The organism is Undibacterium sp. KW1 (genome assembly GCF_009937955.1).
Classification (GTDB): domain Bacteria; phylum Pseudomonadota; class Gammaproteobacteria; order Burkholderiales; family Burkholderiaceae_D; genus Undibacterium.
On sequence record NZ_AP018439.1, the window covers coordinates 1,779,354 to 1,798,645 of the forward strand.

General features: G+C 51.9%; 7 protein-coding genes. 5 read left to right on the forward strand and 2 right to left on the reverse strand.

What is annotated here, in order from left to right; all coding sequences use genetic code 11:
• Window positions 1-22: 22 nt before the first annotated feature.
• From UNDKW_RS07835 to UNDKW_RS07845, 3 genes are all read left to right on the forward strand, one after another.
• A complete protein-coding gene (locus UNDKW_RS07835; protein WP_162058238.1) occupies window positions 23-5,734 on the forward strand; it encodes a DUF4214 domain-containing protein in 5,712 nt (1,903 codons plus the stop codon).
• Between the two features lie 423 nt (window positions 5,735-6,157).
• Window positions 6,158-8,977 carry an Ig-like domain-containing protein gene (locus UNDKW_RS07840; RefSeq protein WP_162058239.1) on the forward strand — a complete coding sequence of 940 codons (2,820 nt, stop codon included), beginning with the start codon at window positions 6,158-6,160 and terminating at the stop codon, window positions 8,975-8,977.
• Between the two features lie 97 nt (window positions 8,978-9,074).
• Entirely contained in the window at window positions 9,075-10,217 is a 1,143-nt protein-coding gene (locus UNDKW_RS07845; protein WP_162058240.1) for an OmpA family protein, read from the forward strand.
• A gap of 278 nt (window positions 10,218-10,495) precedes the next feature.
• Here the strand turns inward: UNDKW_RS07845 and UNDKW_RS07850 are convergent, their stop codons facing one another.
• Both UNDKW_RS07850 and glnE read right to left on the reverse strand, forming a co-directional pair.
• The gene (locus UNDKW_RS07850) at window positions 10,496-10,888 is read right to left on the reverse strand and encodes a hypothetical protein (protein ID WP_162058241.1); all 393 of its coding nucleotides are present in this window, start codon (window positions 10,886-10,888) and stop codon (window positions 10,496-10,498) included.
• Between the two features lie 241 nt (window positions 10,889-11,129).
• Window positions 11,130-13,865 carry a bifunctional [glutamate--ammonia ligase]-adenylyl-L-tyrosine phosphorylase/[glutamate--ammonia-ligase] adenylyltransferase gene (glnE, locus tag UNDKW_RS07855; RefSeq protein ID WP_162058242.1) on the reverse strand — a complete coding sequence of 912 codons (2,736 nt, stop codon included), beginning with the start codon at window positions 13,863-13,865 and terminating at the stop codon, window positions 11,130-11,132.
• A 378-nt stretch (window positions 13,866-14,243) separates the two neighbouring features.
• Between glnE and UNDKW_RS07860 the strand changes: the two genes are divergently transcribed.
• Window positions 14,244-18,422 (forward strand): YhdP family protein, encoded by a 4,179-nt coding sequence (locus tag UNDKW_RS07860; RefSeq protein ID WP_162058243.1) that lies wholly within the window; start codon window positions 14,244-14,246, stop codon window positions 18,420-18,422.
• Window positions 18,423-18,484: 62 nt separating this feature from the next.
• Window positions 18,485-19,279: a carbon-nitrogen hydrolase family protein gene (locus UNDKW_RS07865; RefSeq protein ID WP_162058244.1), complete on the forward strand. Its 795-nt coding sequence runs from the start codon at window positions 18,485-18,487 to the stop codon at window positions 19,277-19,279.
• The last annotated feature ends 13 nt before the right edge of the window (window positions 19,280-19,292 follow it).

Genomic DNA, 19,292 nt, shown 5'->3' on the forward strand with positions numbered 1-19,292 from the left:
TGACACCAGCTTCACCTTTACCTTGGCTGGTGCCGATATTGTCGCAGTCGATAACTTGCTCAACAAGAATGGCACATCCTCTGCCAGCAGCGCTACCACCTATAACATCGCTGCTGCCAACAACTGGAACGGTACCGTCACCGGTGGCAATATCCAGGATTTAACTGGTAACAGCATTACCGTTTCCAATGCCGCGCCAAGCATATTGAGTTCTACCTACGATGCTGCGACTGGGACGTTGACGGTCTCTGCCGTCAACATCGCCACCAACGACGTCATAGATGTCACCAAATTAAGTGTGACTGGCGAAGGTGGCTCCTACACGCTGACAGCGGCTACCAGCAATCCAACGGCGGCCAGTGCCACGTCTTTCATCGTTACGCTGGGTGCTGCCGACAAACTCGCCATCAACGGCATTTTGAACAAGAACGGCACCACTGCTGTTGATACCACCACCTTCAACCTGGCTGCCGCTGCTTCCTGGGATCAGACCAGAACTTCCGGTGCCGACTTGACCGGCAATGCAGTGACAGTATCGAATGTCACCGCACCAACTATTACCTTAGCGACGTACAACGCTTCCAACCACATCTTTAGTGTTACTGGTACCAACCTCGTCAAGACTATCGGTGCCACCACCGATATCAGTATTTCCAAACTCACGATTACCGGTGAAGGTGGTGCGACCTATACCCTGTCCACGACAGGCAATGTTGAAATCAACTCCCCCACCAGCTTTACCTTTACACTCTCTGGTGCAGATATTGCCGCAGTTAATAACTTACTCAATAAGAATGGTACTTCCTCGGCCGGCACTGCTACCACCTATAACATTGCCGCTGCCGATGACTGGAATAGCGTCATCACTGGCGGCAACATCCAGGATTTGACTGGCAACGGCATCAACGTTTCGAATGCACCAGCGAGTATAGTCAGTGCCACCTACAATGCCACCAGCGGCGCCCTGAGTGTGTCAGCCCTCAACTTGCAGAATGGAGACATCATTGATGTGCACAAGCTGTCCGTCACAGGCGAGGGGGGCTCCTATACCCTCACCAGCAACCTCGTAGTCGCTACCAGTAGCGGCTTTACAGTCACCCTGAACGCCGCCGACAAGCTGGCAGTCAACGGCATATTGAACAACAACGGCACCATAGCCGTGGATAACACCACCTTCAACCTGGCTGCTGCTGCCAATTGGGACACTGACTTACCATCGAGTGCCGACCTGACCGGCAATGCCGTGACAGTATCGAATGTCACCGCACCAACGATCACCTCAGCGACCTACAACGGTAACACCCACGTCTTCACCGTCACCGGCACCAACCTTGTTAAAACCATCGGTGCGACCAATGACGTCAACCTGTCCAAGCTCACCATCACTGGTGAAGGCGGTGCGACCTACACCCTGTCCGCCACTGGTAACGTTGAAGTCACTTCTGCCACCAGCTTTACCGTCACCCTGACCGGTGCTGATATCGGTGGTGTTGCCGCGCTGTTGAATAAAAATGGTAGCTCTTCGGTCAGTAGTACCACCTACAACATCGCCGCTGCCGATGACTGGAACAGCGCCATCACCGGTGGCAACATCCAGGACCTGACTGGCAATGGCATCACCGTTTCCAACGCTGCACCGAGCATCATCAGCTCTACCTACGATGCAGCCACAGGTATTCTGAGTGTCACTGCCGTCAATATTGTCGGTGGCGACACCATTGATGTCAGCAAACTCTCACTCGTCGGCCAGGGTGGCGGTTCTTACACATTAACCACCCCCAACGTCACCGCCAGCAGCAGTACCGCCTTTGCCGTGACCCTCAACGCCGCCGACAAACTCGCCGTCAATGGCCTGTTGAACAAGACTGGCACCACGGCCGTTGATGCCACCACCTTCAACCTGGCCGCTGCTGCTTCCTGGGACGCTACCACCACATCGGGTGCCGACCTGACCGGCAATGCCGTCACCGTATCGAACGTCGCCGCCCCAACGATCACCTCAGCCACCTACGACGTCAACACCCACGTCCTGACCGTCACCGGCACCGGCCTCGTCAGTACCCTCGGCGCCACCAATGACATCACTGTCACTGCCCTGACCATCAAAGGCGAAGGCGGTATCGTCCGGACTTTGTCGACCACCGGCAATGTCGAAGTCACCTCCGCCACCAGCTTTGCTGTGACACTGGCCGGTGCTGACCAGACTACCGTTGAAGGCCTGTTCAACAAGAATGGCACCACCTCCACCGGTGGCACCACCTACAACCTGGCCGCAGCCGATGACTGGGACAGCGTCATTACCGGTGGTGACATTGCCGTCACCACGGCCCCGATTACCGTCTCCAATGTCGCAGTGCCGACCATCACCTCCTCGGTCTACAACGCCAGCACCGGTGTACTGACCGTCACAGGTACCGGCCTGACCGGCCTGACAGGGGCGAACAACGACATCGTTGCCAACAAATTCAGCCTGCAAGGCGAAGGTGGTGCCAGCTATACCCTCACCACCACCAGCAATGTCGAGATCACCTCCGCCACTTCCTTCACAATGACCTTGAGTGCGGCGGACAGGCTGGGTGCCAATCTCATCATGAACAAGAATGGCACCAGCTCCACCAGTGTCAACACGTACAACCTGATCGCCAACGAAGACTGGAATGCCGGGGCTGATGCCGCTGTCGTCATTGCTGATCTGACCGGCAATGGCGTGACCGTTACCAATGTGGTGGCACCTACCGTTGCCTCGGCGACATACAACGTCGGCACGGGCGTGCTGGTCGTTACAGGCAATAACTTCCTGTCCTTGGCAGGAGCCAATAACGACATTACCGCCAACCGTATCCGTTTCCTGGGCCAGGGTGCCATTAACTACACCCTGACCACTTCCCCGAATATAGACATCACCTCCAACACCAGCTTCACCATGACCATGAGTGTCGCCGACAAGACGCAACTGGCACTGAGGCTCAACAAGGATGGCAACTCTTCCACCGACGGCACCACCTACAACATCGGCATGCTGGAAGACTGGAATACCGGTGCCGCTACTGCTGTCGTCATCGCTGATCTGTTTGGCAATTTCATTACCGTCACCGGTAACAATGTCGCTCCCGTCATCGGCGGTGTCGTCGCTGGCCAGACCGTGACTGAAACCACCACGGTTTCTCCTTTTACCGGTGTCACCATCACCGATCCTGATGTCGGTGCTTCCGAAACCATCATCATCAGCCTCGATACCGCGGCCAAAGGCGCCTTTACTGCCGCTTCACTGGCAACCACAGGTTTCTCAACCGCCGATGGTGGTCTGACCTATACCCATGCAGCCGGTACCCCGGCTGCCGTTGAGGCAGCTATCCGTGGCCTGGTATTCCAGCCAGCGGCGGGCCGTGTCCCTGTGGGCGGCACAGAAACCACGACCTTCACCATCAGTGCCAATGATGGTATTGCTTCTGCGGTACTCAATAACACCACCACCGTGATTGCGACGGGTGTCAATGCGGCGCCGACCAATATCACGCTGTCAAATGCTGCTGTCCAGCAGGGTTCTGCTGACAATACCAGTGTTGGTACTTTGACAGCGATTGACCCGAATCCGGGTGATACCGCCAGTTTTACCCTGGTGAGTGGTAATGGGACGAATGACAAGGACAACAGTAAATTCACCATCTCGGGCAATACCCTGGTGGCGAAGAACCCTGTGGGCATGACACCGGGCAATTACAGTATCTTTGTGAGAGCCACGGATGCCATGGGTTCTGCCTATGAAAAGAACTTCATCATCGCCGTTGGTGACAATGTCGCCCCAACCGCGACCGGTATTACCCGCATCCAACCTGAAAACACCAGCCTGGGCACGATAGACTACAAGGTCACGTTCAGTGAAGCGGTGACGGGCGTGAATGCGGCAGCCTTTGCGCTGGCGACGACGGGGACAGTGGCAGGAACCATCAGCAATGTGACCCAGCTTGATCCTTCTACCTACAGCGTCAGGATCACGGGATTGACTGGTGATGGGACACTGGGCCTGAATCTGAAGAATGCCGGTACTGGCATTGTGGATACGTCCAGCCTGGCTCTGAATGGTGGCTTTACCGGGCAGTTGTATCAGGTCGATCATACGGCGCCGACGACGGGTATTGGTTCAGTGCGCCTGTCGAATGATGATGGTGTCAGTGGTACTGACTTCATCACCACCATCAGTGACCAGGCCATTTCCGGCAACCTCACCGCAGGTCTGGCAGTGGGCGAAACCGTGCAAGTCTCGCTCGACAATGGTGCCAACTGGATCAATGCACTGGCAACCATCGGTGGCACTGGCTGGAGTTTGCCAAACCAACTGCTGAGTGGCAATAACACGCTCAAAGTCAGGGTGGTAGATCTGGCGGGCAATAGCGGGCCTACCTTCTCGCAGGCGTTCAGCATCAACCCTAATACTGACAATCCTGGCACGAGCGGCTCGGATGCGGATGGCGATGGCATCCTGCAGCGGGTAGAAGCAGAAGTGCCCAATTTACTGGGTGCTGGCAATGGCGATGGGAATGGTGACGGCATACCGGATCAGTCGCAGAAGAATGTCAGTTCGCTGTTGTGGCATAACAATACGGCGGCGAATAACCATTATGTGACGCTGGCGAACAATAACTTCCTGTCGCAAACCAATGTGAACACCACAGTAGCGCCAGCCACACTACCAGCAGAACTGAGCATGCAGTATGGCATGATCACCACCCAGCTCACTGGCCTGGCTGCGGGGCAGGAAACCACGATGTCGCTCTATACCGATGCGATGGGCCCGGTGAATGGCTACTGGGTACAGGACAAGGCTGGCACCTGGACGAATATCGCCACCAATATTGCAACAGTGAACGGCAAGCTGAAAGTGGACTTCAAGATCACGGACGGTGGCATCTTTGATACTGACGGCAAGGTTGATGGCAAAATCAGCCTCACTGGTGGCCTGGGCTTTAAAACCACGGTGCCAACCAATCCAAGCACTTCTTTGCCGGGCGACAAGGATGGTGATGGCATCCCGGATGCGATAGAAGCCAGAGTCGGTACCAAGCTTGATGTCAAGGACAATGATGTCTTGCACCGCTCTGACCTGTTTGCCATGCAGCTTTATCGTGACGTGCTGTTCCGTGAGGCAGATACCGCAGGTGTGCAGTACTGGCAGCAGCAAATCGACAGTGGCAAGATGAGCCGTGCCCAGGTGGCGGCGTCGTTCATGGAGTCAGCTGAATTCCAGAGCGGCATAGGCGGCATCACGCGTCTGTACTTTGGGGCCTTTGACCGTTTGCCTGACCGTGAAGGTCTGGCTTACTGGATGCAGGCGCAAAAGGATGGCATGAATCTCTCCAAGGTCAGCGCTTCGTTTGTGTCGAGTGCTGAGTTCCAGAAGACTTATGGGGCGCTGGACAATACGGCCTTTGTGGACCGGGTCTATCAGAATGTGCTGCACCGTAGTTCAGATGCCGCAGGCAAGGCCTATTGGCTGGGGCAACTGGGTAATGGCCTCTCCAGGGGCGATATGCTGGCGGGCTTTACGGAATCGACGGAGTTCAAGGCGAATTCGCAGTCCAAAGTGTCTTTGACGCTGGATTACATCGGTCTCTTGGGGCATGCGCCGGATCAGACAACGTTTGATGCGCTGCTGGCGCAGTCGGGTACGGATGTGGTCACGCTGATCGGGCAGTTTATTAATTCGCCTGAGTATCTGGCGAGGTTTATGGCTTGAACCTGATTCAGTCAGTATTCAAAGCCGTCCGGGAGAAAATCCGGGCGGCTTTTTCATTTAATGCGCTCAGGAAAATAAAGAACTCTGCTGAAGGACTATTTTGCTGTAAAAACACCTGCACCTGTTGATTGAAAAAAACAACTCAAAATTCAATAGGATTTTTGTGCGCTATCGCACAGATCGTGCGATGTGAAAAGAGAGATAAGGGATGCTAGATACCTTACTCAAGCAGAAATTGCCTGGTCAATCTGTCAAAGCTGGACGGATAAAGACTGCCTCCCACATGTGAAACCAATGCACCAATGATTCAATCCTGGTTAGCAACTTCACCTCAGGTCGCTTTCTGAAATAAGAAAGAAGCATCGTATTGCGGCCACACCGAAATTACTCGGCACCGGTTTCACCTGACAAAAAAAGGCAAAAATGAATATCCTACAGCGCTACCTGAGGCCGCTTGCTTGCGTCTCTGCAATGCTCATCACATCATTCATTGCCGGTTGCGGCGGTGGTGATCAAGGCCGTGATCCGATTTTGGGATTACCATCAACTACTCTTTCTACTCTCACCGTTAGTCCTGCAACAGCCACAGTAGCAAGTGGCGGTATGCAACAATTTGTGGCTACGGCGACATTTGCAGACGGTGTTTCCCGTGATGTCACGACGGCTTCCGTGTGGAGTTCTGGCAGCCCTGCGATAGCCAGTGTCGTCGTTGATACTGGCGTTGCCAAAGGTCTGGTGAGTGGATCGGCGATTATCACTGCCAGCTTCGGTGGCAAACTAGCCTCTGCTACTTTGACGGTGTCGCCTGCATCTCTGCAATCGATCAGCCTGCTGCCCGCAAATCCATCTTTAGCGGTTGGTGGCAAGCAGCAATTTTCGGCGATGGGAACTTACTCTGATGGCACCACCAGTGACATTACAGCAATCTCCAGCTTCACATCGGCAACGCCAGCATCGGCCACGATCAGCAACACAGGATTGGCGACAGGTGTAGCAATTGGTTCATCGGTCATTACGGCAGTTTCAGGTGCGCGGTCAGCTACGACCTTACTGACAGTGACGCCAGCGAGCTTGCTCTCCATCGCATTGACGCCAGCTAATCCGGTCATGCAAATAGGCACGACGCAACAGCTGACTTCTACTGCCAGATATTCTGATGGCAGTAGTGTGAATGTGACCGCGACGACCAGTTTCAGTTCTGCCACACCTGCCAACGCAACAGTTTCGACTGTTGCAGCCAGCAATGGCTTGGTGACTGCAATCGCTACTGGCCCCTCTGTCATTACAGCGACCTTCAATGGCATTAGTACGACAACCACCATCAACGTCAGCTCTGCCGTGTTGCTTACTATCACCGTGGCACCACCTAATGCAAATGTTGCCGTTGGCAGCACTCAGCAATTTGTTGCCAGTGGCGGTTATTCTGACGGCACTACAGCAAACATCAGCAATGGTGTGACCTGGGCGACTAGGTCACCTCTGGTTGCAACTGTCTTGCCAAATGGTCTTGCTACTGCTGTGGCTACCGGGCCTGCACTGATCACAGCAACGCTTGGTGGTAAAACAGGTTCTGCCTCATTGACTGTGGTACCTGCCGTTACCCTGAACTCAATTGCAATCACTCCCGTCACCGCAAATCTGGCGATAGGCTCTACCCAGGCATTCGTAGCGATTGGTACGTATTCCGATAGTAGCAATGTCAATGTCACGAATTTGGTTACCTGGAGTTCAGGTAGCAGTTCGGTTGCAAGTATATTGTCTAGTGGTATTGCAACTGGTGTGACAACAGGTACATCGATTATCACGGCTAGCCTCAGTGCTAAATCTGCGACAGCCACACTCACTGTTGTATCCAGCCCGGCCTTGACTTCGATTTCGATTGCCGCACCGCCTGCAAGCATGCTTGTTGGCGCGACACAGAATCTGGTGGCAACAGGTAATTACTCAGATGGCAGCACCGCCAATATTACTAACAGCATCACATGGAGTTCTGGTGCAAGTACGATTGCTACGGTGAATACAAGTGGGCTGGTGACTGCAGTCTCTCCTGGTACTACACCAGTTGTGGCGATATCTGGAACTAAATCTGCTTCAGTGACGATTAATGTATTGCCTGTCGCAACTTTAAATTCCATCGCCGTGACCCCAGCCTCGCCAAGCATAGCCGTCAATGGTGCGCAAAGTCTGGTCGCTACCGGTAGCTTTGCAGATGGCAGTAACCTCAATATCAGCAATTCTGTCACCTGGGCTTCTGCTAACGCGGCAGTTGCTTCGGTGTCGGCGACGGGTGTTGTCAATGGCTTGTCTGGTGGTACCGCCGCCATTACTGCCAGTTTTGCTGGCAAGCTGGGTAGTGCCAGTTTGACGGTAACACCTGCAGTCACGCTGACGGGCATTACGCTTGCGCCAGTCAATGGCTCAGTACCTGTTGGATCATTGCAGCAATTTGCTGCGACCGGCACTTATTCAAACGGCACAAGCAATAACATCAGCAGCACAGTAAGCTGGAATTCAAGTGTGGGTAGTGTCGCCAGTATTTCATCCACTGGACAAGCTACGGCACTTGCAGCAGGTGTGACAAATATCACGGCGACGCAAGGTGCGCAAACAGCAAGTACGAGTTTCACCGTGACAGCCGCACCAGTGGCAAGTATTAACCTTGGTAGTGCAGCCAGCTTTGCCGTCTTGGCTGGTGTATCAATCACCAACAACTCTGGTGGCATTACCCTGGTGAGTGGCGATGTAGGTGCACCATCGCAGATAGTTGATCCGGTGCAGGCAGCAGGTTTTAGCAACTACAAATCTGGTGCCATATTGAACACGGCATTGGCCGACCTGCAAGTTGCCATTGCTGATGCGAATAGCCGCACCTGCACTGTTAATTCTCCCAGTGGTGTTGATCTGGGCGGGCAGACATTTACACCTGGTGTGTATTGCTATGCCGGTGCCATCACTATTACCGGTACTTTCACCATGAATGGTCCTGGCCTGTATCTGTTCCGTAGCAGTTCTACTTTAAATACGAATGCGAACTCCATCGTTGGCTTAAATGGTGGTGCGTTAGCGGCCAGTGTCTTCTGGGTACCTGTATCAGCAACAACTCTTGGCGCAAATAGCGTGTTCAAGGGAACTATCATGGGGCAGTCTGCAGCCATCACGATGGGGGATACTGCGACCTTGCAAAACGGCCGGGTATTGTCGGGCAGCGCTGTGACGCTTAAAAATAATGTGATTGCACGTTAAACACACATGGATGTCTGAAAGAGTTCCCGATGAACTCTTTCAATAAATCATCCAATAAGTCATTCAATAAATTCGGCAAATTCATCAGGAGAAAATTATGGCGCTGCCAAAAAAATTAGTCACACTTAACGTGTTCGCTTTTGCACTTCTTGCCAGTCAACTGGCGCAAGCTGATGAACCATGGACCAACCAGGACTGGGCAGACAATGCGTGGTACTTGGGTGTGGGGGCCGGACGTGCAAACACCAGCATTGACAAAGACAGAATAGTACGTAGTCTCATGGACAATGGTGCAAGTTCTGTGACATTCGGATCAAATGAGCGTGATACTGCCTTCAAGCTGTTCATGGGCAAGCAAATGAATCGATACTTTGCCATAGAAGCAGGCTACTTTGATCTTGGCAAGTTTGGATTCAATGCCACTACTACACCGCCAGGAGCCATCAACGGTGAAGTGGGATTTCGCGGATTTAATCTGGATCTGGTGGGGCAGTTACCATTGACTGAGCGCTTCTCTTTGCTTGGGCGTGTGGGTGCAAATTACACCAGAGCTGACGCGCACTTCAGTGGCAATCGCCTGTTCGCGATAACGGATCCCAATCCTACCGAGAAAAAACTGAATCCAAAAGTTGGTGTTGGCCTGGAATATAAATTTACACAAGCATTGGCAATGCGTGGTGAAGCAGAAAGATATCGCATCAATGATGCGGTACATAATCGTGGCGATGTGGATTTTTATTCTGTCAGCCTCGTCTATAAGTTTGGTAAGCCAGCTTATGCAAGGCCGGCAGCTTACACAGCACCACCAGTACCTGTGATGCAACAAGATCCTATACCCGTTACTGTTGCGCAAAATCCACCACCGCCACCAAGACCGCAACCGGTATCTGAAAAAATCACTTTCAGTGCAGAAGCCTTGTTTGACTTTGATAAATCCGTCGTCAAACCACTAGGCAAGCAGGCACTGGATGATTTGTTGAATAAGCTGCAGGGCATGAATACCGAAGTGATGATTACCGTTGGCCACACTGATTCTGTAGGCAGTGATGCATATAATCAGAAATTATCCATCCGTCGTGCTGAAGCAGTAAAAGCCTATCTGGTTAGCAAGGGAATTGATGCAACACGCGTCTATACCGAAGGTAAGGGTGAAACCCAGCCAATCGCTGATAACAAGACTAGTGATGGGCGTTCCAAAAACCGTCGCGTGACTGTGGAAGTGGTTGGTTCACGCAGATGAGGCATTGGTAGTGTGATTGCCTCTTTCTTCTGATTTTTTATGAAATGTATTTTATGTGTCGTCCAGAGAAAAACGGGACGACATTTTATTGCAGGAGCAATTCAGCATTTCTCGGAAACTTCAATAAAGGATGACAGTAAAAACGAATAGGTCCGCCGTAAAAATATTAAAACCGCATGATCTTCTCAGGCGGTTCGAATACTTGAAAATTTTCAGATGCCGTTTGTTGAAGAGCTATTTTCACTCACCTGCACAAAATATTTGATAGGAATTTGGGGTTAACGGTTAAATAAACCAGTCTTTTGAGTGACGTCGGATTCACTCATTGAAAATCTTTTGAGTATGTTATTTTGATCAAATAACACAACAAGTTCTTTTTTCTTGCCGCTGGCAGATGCACCAAACAAGTTGACGATAGGAACATAGCTAATCGCATCAGCAGAGACATTGGTAAATTCGTAGTTCCATATTTCTAATCCACCATCTGTAAAAGTTGTTTTGAGCGGTGAGCCAAATAGTGCACGCACTTCATCTCTTGTCGTTTTTCCTTCAACTAATTTTTGTTTAGCCGAGCTCTCAGATTCTTTGCGAAGACTTTCATTCCCAACGCTGGCACATCCTGCAAGGAAGAGGGCGGAAAGAAGTGCAGATGCTATTGCTATTTTTTTCATGTAGATAGTCCAATTGATCGTTATTAATTGCAATCTGAGTTTGATTTGCAGATAAAAATGAAGGGCGAAGGATTATCATATCGGAAAATATGCAACTAAATGTAATAATATTTGCATCTGCCAATTGAAATTGGCGTCCGTTGTTGTTAAAGGGATGCCAGAGTCTGACTGCATAAAAATGTAAACCTGTTGCGAGGTATTTGAGGAATGTGCCTGACTGGATATACATGAAACAAATCACTCATGGAATTCCAAACAGGGCTGACCATAATGCCTTGGTCGCACTTGCTCCACTTTCTGACAATATGAGCGGTACCCTGGCTCTGTCTTCACCTTGCAGCCGTATACCATGCTGCAATTTGCGGAATAGGCGATACGCATCTGATACCTGATTAGCCAGTTGCAAGTCAATCAGGCCCAGTTCACCGCAACGTTTTAATAAGGCGATATTGCCCTTGTTGGCGGTCAATTCAGGATACTGGTTTGCATATTTCAATACCAGAAATTGCACGATGAATTCTATATCTATCATGCCACCCTCATCCTGTTTGAGGTCAAACAGGTCGCTGCGATTCACGTTGGCATCATGCATTTTTTTGCGCATGCTGATGACTTCAGTACGTAGTTTGTCAGTATCTCTTTGCTGACGCAGGACTTGTTCGCGTATTTGTTCAAACTGTGCGCCTATGCTTGCATCGCCGGCGCAAAAGCGGGCGCGTGTCAGTGCCTGATGCTCCCATAGCCAGGCAGATTTTTCCTGATAACGGGCAAAGGACGAGACTGAGGACACCAGCAAGCCACTCGCTCCATCAGGACGTAAGGCGATATCAATATCAAACAAGATGCCTGCAGGTGTGTGGCAGGTCATCCAGGTAATGAAGCGTTGTGCCAGCTTGGCATAGTTGGCGGGTGCCTCCTGGTCTTCATCTTCATACAGAAAGATCACGTCAAGGTCAGACGCATAGCCCAGCTCTTTGCCACCTTGCTTACCATAGGCGATCACTGCAAAGCTGGGCTCGGCCTTATGCCTGGTAGCGATAGTTTGCCAGGCAGATTGCAAGACGGCTTCAACGATAATGTCGGCCAGTTGCGAGAGTTCATCAGCCAGGTGTTCTACGCTGAGTTGGCCCTCCAGATCTTGCGCCAGCAAGCGAAATTGCATGGCATGGTGCATTTCACGCAGGGTTTCCATTTGCCTTTCAGTGTCGCCTGCATGCTGTGTCAGGTGCTGTTGCAAATCCAGTCGGAATGCTGACCAGTCCGGTCGCTGATGCAATGATGACTCATCCAGCAATTCATCGAGCAGCAGAGGGTGGCGGGTCAGGAACTTGGCAGCCCAGTCAGACGCGGCCATCATGCGTATCACCCTTGCCAAAGCATGCGGGTATTCGGTCAATAGCGCGAGGTAAGCCGCGCGACGGGCAATGGCTTCCATGAAGTCGAGCAGGCGGTTCCAGGTCAGTAATTGGTTGCTGCCTTGTCTGGCGATAATGTTGAGAGCATTGTTGACCAGTGCCACCAGTTTCATGCGGCTGGCTTCAGACAGGGATTGCACCTTCGGTGATTGCCAGGTGGCCTGCAGGCGCTGGCTGAATGCAGCAGCATCCTGCGCTGAAAACTCCAGGCCAGTCAGATGTGCGGCGATCAATTCTTCGCTGTCGGGGCTGGACAGGCTGACTGCCAGCATGCCCTGTTCATTCTCACTATTATTTTCGGCCTTGTCGCGGAAGATCGCATCAAACTGATCGGCGATGAATTCACGGTGAGGGCGCAACTGATCCAGTAGCTGGACAACACTGGTATAGCCCATCATCTGCGCTATCCTCAACTGGTCCTCATCCCTGGCGGGAAAGGTGTGGGTCTGGGCATCATCCAGGTATTGCAGTCTATGTTCGAGATTACGCAAAAAAGTGTAAGAGGCCAGCAGTTTGTCTATGATAGACGCATCCATGATGCCCTTTTCTGCCAGGGTCTGCAGAGTCAGGCGGGTAGAGCGATCACGCAGACTGGCATCGCGGCCACCGCGTATCAGTTGGAAAACCTGTGCCAGAAATTCCACCTCTCGTATGCCACCACGTCCAAGCTTGACGTTATTGCTGCGCTCTGGGTGTTTGGTTTCCTGGCGCACGACTTCCGCCCGTATCTGGGCATGCATGGAGCGCAAGGAATCAATCGCACCATAATCAAGATAACGACGATAGACGAAAGGGCGGATGATTTTTTCCAGAGCGGCGATATCATAGTCATTGCCCGTCATCGCCCTGGCCTTGACCCAGGCATAACGCTCCCATTCACGCCCCTGTATCAGGAAATACTCTTCTATCATATTGAAGCTGGCGACCAGAGGTCCAGATGCGCCATTCGGGCGCAGGGCCATATCGACACGGAAGCTATACCCATCTTCCGTGACTTCAGAAATGGCAGCGATGAGTTTTTTGCCAAGGCGGCTGAAGTACTCGTGATTTGACAGACTGCGCTGGCTGGAGTCCGTGGTTTGTGTTTCGCCGTCTTCGGCATAGCAAAAAATCAAATCGATATCGGAAGAGACGTTGAGTTCATAGCCACCAAGTTTGCCCATGCCCAGCACGATCATGGCTTGTTGTATGCCACTTTCTTCTCCTATGGGAGTGCCATGCATGGCTTGCATTTCGGCATTCAGGGCCTGCAGGTGCTGCTGCACGATGAAATCGGCAAACAGGCTGATTGTTGTTATAACTTCATTGAGATCGGCCTGGCCACAGAGGTCGCGCTTGATCAGGGTGCAGACGACCAGTTTGCGCAGACGGCGCATGGCTTTGTTAAGAGAAGCGCCCTCGTATATTTCTTTTTGTAAAAACTGCGCAAAATGGGCCGTGCTCAAGGATAATTCAGAAACTTGCTGTAACTGCTCATTTCGGCTGGTATCTGCTTCCATGCAATGAGTAAAAAAGCGGGAAGCCTGGAGAATTTCTAGGTTTGTGCTGGTGCTGGCAGTCATAATGGGGCTGTGATGGGCTGTAATGGGCCTTTAATTGCCCGGGCTGGTCAGTGTTGTGATTGATTTTAAGCGATAAGGGCCAGGCAGGGTGGTATTGGTTAGCGGGACTATGCAAGCCACAGTAAATAATTTTATACTCCTTGGGAGTATAAAATTGATCTCAAGTGACAGAGTGGGTTAAGCTTGGTTGTTGTGGGAATTATTTGATTGATAATGATGGATGGCTGTTTAACTGATGACAGCATGCTAAAAATTCCGGGCTTGTTTTGCTGATATTTCCCGGCATGTGAGGATTTGCGCAAGGGTAATGGAGCTTGCTGATTTGCAAGTGCATGGTTTTTGCGCAAGTCTTACTTACAAATAAATTGAACATTAGCAATGACACAAGCAGATCAAGAGAACATTGCTAACACCGCGGTCAAGGACGACAAGCCAGGTCATTTTTGGCGGCTCTGTCGTTTTACCTGGCGAACTTGCGATAAAAGCCTGCGCTTCACGCTCAGGCTGATATTGGCATTGTATTTTCTGTTTTGCATACTGGTGCTGGTATTGCGTTATGTCGTATTGCCCAATGTAGACAGGTACAAGCCTGATATAGAACAGGCGATTTCAAACTCTCTCGGACGGCAATTGCAGATTGCCAGTCTGCGTGCATCCTGGCAGGGCCTTAATCCACAACTGACGCTGGAAAATGTCGTGCTGCGTGACAAGCAGGGTGGCACCGCGCTGGTTTTGCCTGAAGTGTCGGCAACCATGTCCTGGTGGACGCTGGCAGTTGCCGATTTGCGTTTTGAACGTATCGTCATCAATCAGCCTTCTCTCGATATACAGAGGGACGCGGATGGCAAAATCTATGTGGGCGGTTTTCATATCGATCCTGCCGCTGAGAGCAAGGGGCAGGGCCTGGACTGGGTGCTGGCCCAGCATGAAGTATTGATACGCAAGGGGGCTGTGCGCTGGACAGATAAAATGCGCAATGCGGCAGAGCTGAAGTTGCCGGATGTGAATTTTCTCTTGCAAAACCAGTGGCGGCATCACAGGTTTGCTCTTAAGGCAACGCCTGATGTCAGTCTTTCTGCGCCTTTGGATATACGAGGCGATTTCCAGCACCCGGTTTTTGCCAAAAAGATTTCAGACTTTTCTTTATGGACCGGCGATTTGTATGCCGACCTGCGCCATACTGACCTGGCTGCGTTAAAGGCCTATATAGACTACCCGGCAGATGTCAAGAAAGCATATGGCTCGGTGCGTGCCTGGCTGCATCTGGACAAGGGCAGGCTGGCAGACCTGACTGCAGACCTCAGCCTGGCGGATGTGCTGGGCAAGTTCCGTGCTGACCTGCCTGAGCTGGACATGGCCCTGGTCAGTGGCCGCCTCGTCGCCAGCGAAACCCTGACTTCTACGCACAAGTTCCTGGCGGCCCTGATGGGTAAGGCTGGACATAGTGTTTCTCTCGTTAATTTTTCCATGCGTACCCGCGAGGGCCTGCAATTACCTGCCACCACCATCAAGGAAACATTTACCCCAGGTGGCAAGGGCCAGCCCGAAAAGGTGGAGTTGTACGCCAAGACCCTGGATTTACAGACACTGGCCAATTTTGCCGAGCATCTGCCTTTGCCAAACGACCAAAGGCAGATGATGCTGGACTTTGCACCCAAAGGGCAACTCCGTGACTTCACTGCCAAATGGCAGGGTACTTATCCTGATGTGTCGTCTTATAGTGTGAAAGGGCAGTTCATCGACTTGTCGATGACGGCACAGCCAGCGCAACTGGCCAGAGCCAAAACCGCTACATCCCCGGCAAAGGCAGCAGTGCCCGCCATACCAGGATTTGAAAATCTGTCGGGCAGCCTGGAGGCCAATGACAAGGGCGGCAGTTTCGTGCTGGATTCCAAAAACCTGTCCTTGCGCCTGCCCAGTTATTTTGTTGATCCTCTCATGCCGTTTTCAAGCCTGAACATGCATGCGCAATGGCAGTTTGTCGAGCAGGACAAGCTGATTTTCCAGATTCATAAAATGGAAGCGCAACAAGAAGGCATGCGTGCCATCTTGTCTGGCAAGCACATCATGTCCATGCGTCATGGTGCCGACGCCCAGCCGGGTGAGGTAGATTTGACCGGTAGTATTACGGGCTTCGACCTGAAGCAGCTTGACCGCTACATCCCTGCCGCCGCAGAAGAGCATTTGCGGCACTGGCTGCTGAATTCCATACTCGAAGGCAAGGCCAATGATGTCAGCGTGCGCATACGGGGTGATCTCGCCCATTTTCCATTCCATAATACGGACGGCAAGAAAAACCACAAGGGTGAATTCCTGATCAAGGGTAGCCTCGCTGGCGCCAAGCTCGATTTTTCTGCTGGTGAACTTAATGAAGAAGGCAAGCCCCTGTGGCCAGTCATTGATGACATCAAGGGTGGTTTTGTGTTTGATAAAGCCAGGATGGAGATTACTGGCGACACCGCCAAAACCCTGGGTGTCGATCTGAAAAAGGTCAAGGCGATTATTCCTGATTTGTCGCAGCATGGTGCCATCCTGAGTATTGACGGTGCGGTCAGTGGTAGTCTGCAAAATATGCTGGCGTATGTGGGGACGAGCCCGGTTAGTGGCTGGCTGGGACATTTTCTGAAGGAGGCCAAAACCTCGGCACCTGCTGCCTTGCAACTCAAATTGCAATTGCCCTTACAGCATTTGATAGAGTCAAAAGTCCTTGGTATTTTGCAGTTTGCTAATAACGACGTGGTATTACAGCCTGGCATTCCCCAGGTAACAGGCTTGAATGGCAAGCTGGAGTTCAATGAAACAGGAGTCAACCTCGGGACGCTGAGAGGCATGGCGCTTGGTGGCCCGGTACAGATTACTGGTGGCTCGCAAAGAGATAACAGCGTTAAAGTCAGGCTTGATGGTACCGTCACTGCCGATGGCATACGCAAGATCATCCCTGTCGGCATGGTCGATAAAATGGCGGACCGTGTCAGCGGCGCCAGCCGTTACACGGCCAGCATCCATGTCAAAAAAAGGCAGCCGGAAATCATCGTCGATTCAACGATGGCGGGCATGTCACTGAATTTTCCTGCACCCTTGAAAAAGGCCAGCGCAGAGCTCATGCCTTTGCATTTTGAGCTGTTGCCACAGGCAGGCCAGGATGCACAAACCTTGCGTGATGAAATCCGCGTCAGTCTTGGCAACTCCATCAACACCAGATATTCGCGGCAAAAACAGGGCAATGGACCTTGGCAGGTAGTACGTGGCGGCATAGGCGTCAATGCGCCCGCACCAGAACCGGATAGCGGTTTGAATGCCAATATAGAATTCAAGTCCCTGAACATAGACGAGTGGCGACGCCTGATGTCGCCAGTGTCTGCGAGCCAGAAAGCCAATGCCGCCGGTGCAGAAAGGGATAGTGCTGAAGTTGATTTGTCGCCTTACCTGGAACCGAGCACGGTTGCTGTCAGGACGCCGCAATTGAATATCATGGGTAAGCAGCTCGAAAATGTCATCGCTGGTGTTTCCCGTCAAAATAAAACCTGGCAAGCCAATATACATTCAAATCAGGTTGCTGGTTACCTGACCTGGAATGAAGGAACAGGTGGACAAGCGCTGAGCAGTATCACGGCACGCCTGAGTAATCTCATCATTCCTCAGTCTGCCGCTGCCGATGTTAGTGAGTTGCTGGAAGGGAAAAATACCACCACACAAATTCCAGGTCTGGACATCGTCGCTGAAAACTTTGAGTTGTTCAATAAAAAGCTCGGGCATCTGGAACTGCAGGCAGTTAATCAACTCGTCAGCCAGGGGAATGGGCGTGAGTGGCAGATCAATAGGCTGCTGTTGAGAAATCCTGATGCAGACTTTTATGCCACCGGTAAATGGGCCAGTCAGGGCGGCGATGGGCGTACCCAGCTCAATTATGTGCTGGATATTGCAAATTCAGGCAAGCTGTTGGAGCGACTGGGTTTTGCCGATGTCTTGCGTGGTGGTAAAGGTAAACTTGAAGGCGATGTGCAATGGAATGGCCTGCCTTTTGCAATGGACATACCCAGCATGAGCGGGCAGGTCAAGATGGTACTTGCCAGTGGGCAATTCTTGAAGGTAGATCCAGGGGCCGCGAAACTGCTGGGCGTGTTGAGTCTGCAATCGTTGCCGCGCCGTTTGACACTGGATTTCCGTGATGTCTTTTCTGATGGTTTTGCCTTTGATTCCATCGCAGGTATTGCGCATATACAGCAAGGTGTGGCAAAAACCGATAACCTGAAAATGCTGGGTGTCAATGCGACTGTGTTGCTGGAAGGAAATGCTGATCTGATCAGGGAAGCCCAGGATTTGCATGTGACCGTCATTCCTGTGGTGAATGTGGGTACGGCGTCGGTTGTGTATGGTCTTGCCGTAAATCCGGTCATCGGCCTTGGCACCTTTCTTGCTCAATTATTTTTAAAAGAACCTTTGAGCAGGGCATTTACGTTTGAATACAAGGTCAGTGGTTCATGGAAAGAACCCACTGTAACTAAAATTGAAGGCCGTGACAGCCCGTCGGCGATCAAGGCGGCAAGCAAGCCTTGAGTAAACTCAGTATGGAGCCATGTGCTCATATGACGGTAGCGTCATTTTTAAAAGAGGGTGATATGAAGATTGCAGCGATCCAAATGATATCCACGCCCGTGCTGGCGGAGAACATGGCAACTGCCAGACGTCTGTTGCAGGAAGCGGCAGCCTCAGGCGCAAAATTATTATTGCTGCCTGAATACTGGCCACTGATGGGCTTGCAGGAAACCGATAAGGTAGATATCGCCGAGCCTGCAGGTGAGGGGCCCATGCAGGACATGATGGCTGAAATGGCCAGTAAGCTGGGTGTCTGGCTCATTGGTGGCACCATCCCTCTGCAGGCGGCCCAGCCTGGCAAGGTCTTGAATACGACCCTGGTCTATGATCCTCAAGGCCAGCAGATTGCGCGCTACGACAAAATTCATTTATTTGGATTCAGCAAGGGTGAAGAGTCGTATGAAGAGGCGCGCACTATCGTCGCCGGCAATCAGGTCAGCAGTTTTGATGCCGGTTTTGGCAAGGTGGGGCTGTCTATCTGCTATGACTTGCGTTTCCCTGAATTATTCCGTGCGCTGGGGACCAGTTCCCTGATCGTTGTGCCTGCTGCATTTACCTATACGACCGGCCAGGCACACTGGGAAATACTTTTACGTGCCCGCGCCATAGAAAACCAGTGTTATGTGCTGGCTTGCGGCCAGGGCGGCAAGCATGTGAACGGCCGCCGTACCTGGGGGCACAGCATGCTGATCGACCCTTGGGGTAAGGTCTTGGACGTATTGGAAGAGGGCGAGGGCATCGTCAGTGGCGACGTTGATGAAAGCCTGATTGCCAGCATACGCGAAAGTTTGCCAGCATTGCGCCATCGCAAGTTATGAAGCTAGTGCGGGG

Coding starts and splice junctions, on each gene's coding strand:
- UNDKW_RS07865 (WP_162058244.1), top strand. CDS start 18,485: ATGAAGATTGCAGCGATCCAAATGATATCCACGCCCGTGCTGGCGGAG.
- UNDKW_RS07840 (WP_162058239.1), top strand. CDS start 6,158: ATGAATATCCTACAGCGCTACCTGAGGCCGCTTGCTTGCGTCTCTGCA.
- UNDKW_RS07845 (WP_162058240.1), top strand. CDS start 9,075: ATGGCGCTGCCAAAAAAATTAGTCACACTTAACGTGTTCGCTTTTGCA.
- UNDKW_RS07850 (WP_162058241.1), bottom strand. CDS start 10,888: ATGAAAAAAATAGCAATAGCATCTGCACTTCTTTCCGCCCTCTTCCTT.
- UNDKW_RS07860 (WP_162058243.1), top strand. CDS start 14,244: ATGACACAAGCAGATCAAGAGAACATTGCTAACACCGCGGTCAAGGAC.
- glnE (WP_162058242.1), bottom strand. CDS start 13,865: ATGACTGCCAGCACCAGCACAAACCTAGAAATTCTCCAGGCTTCCCGC.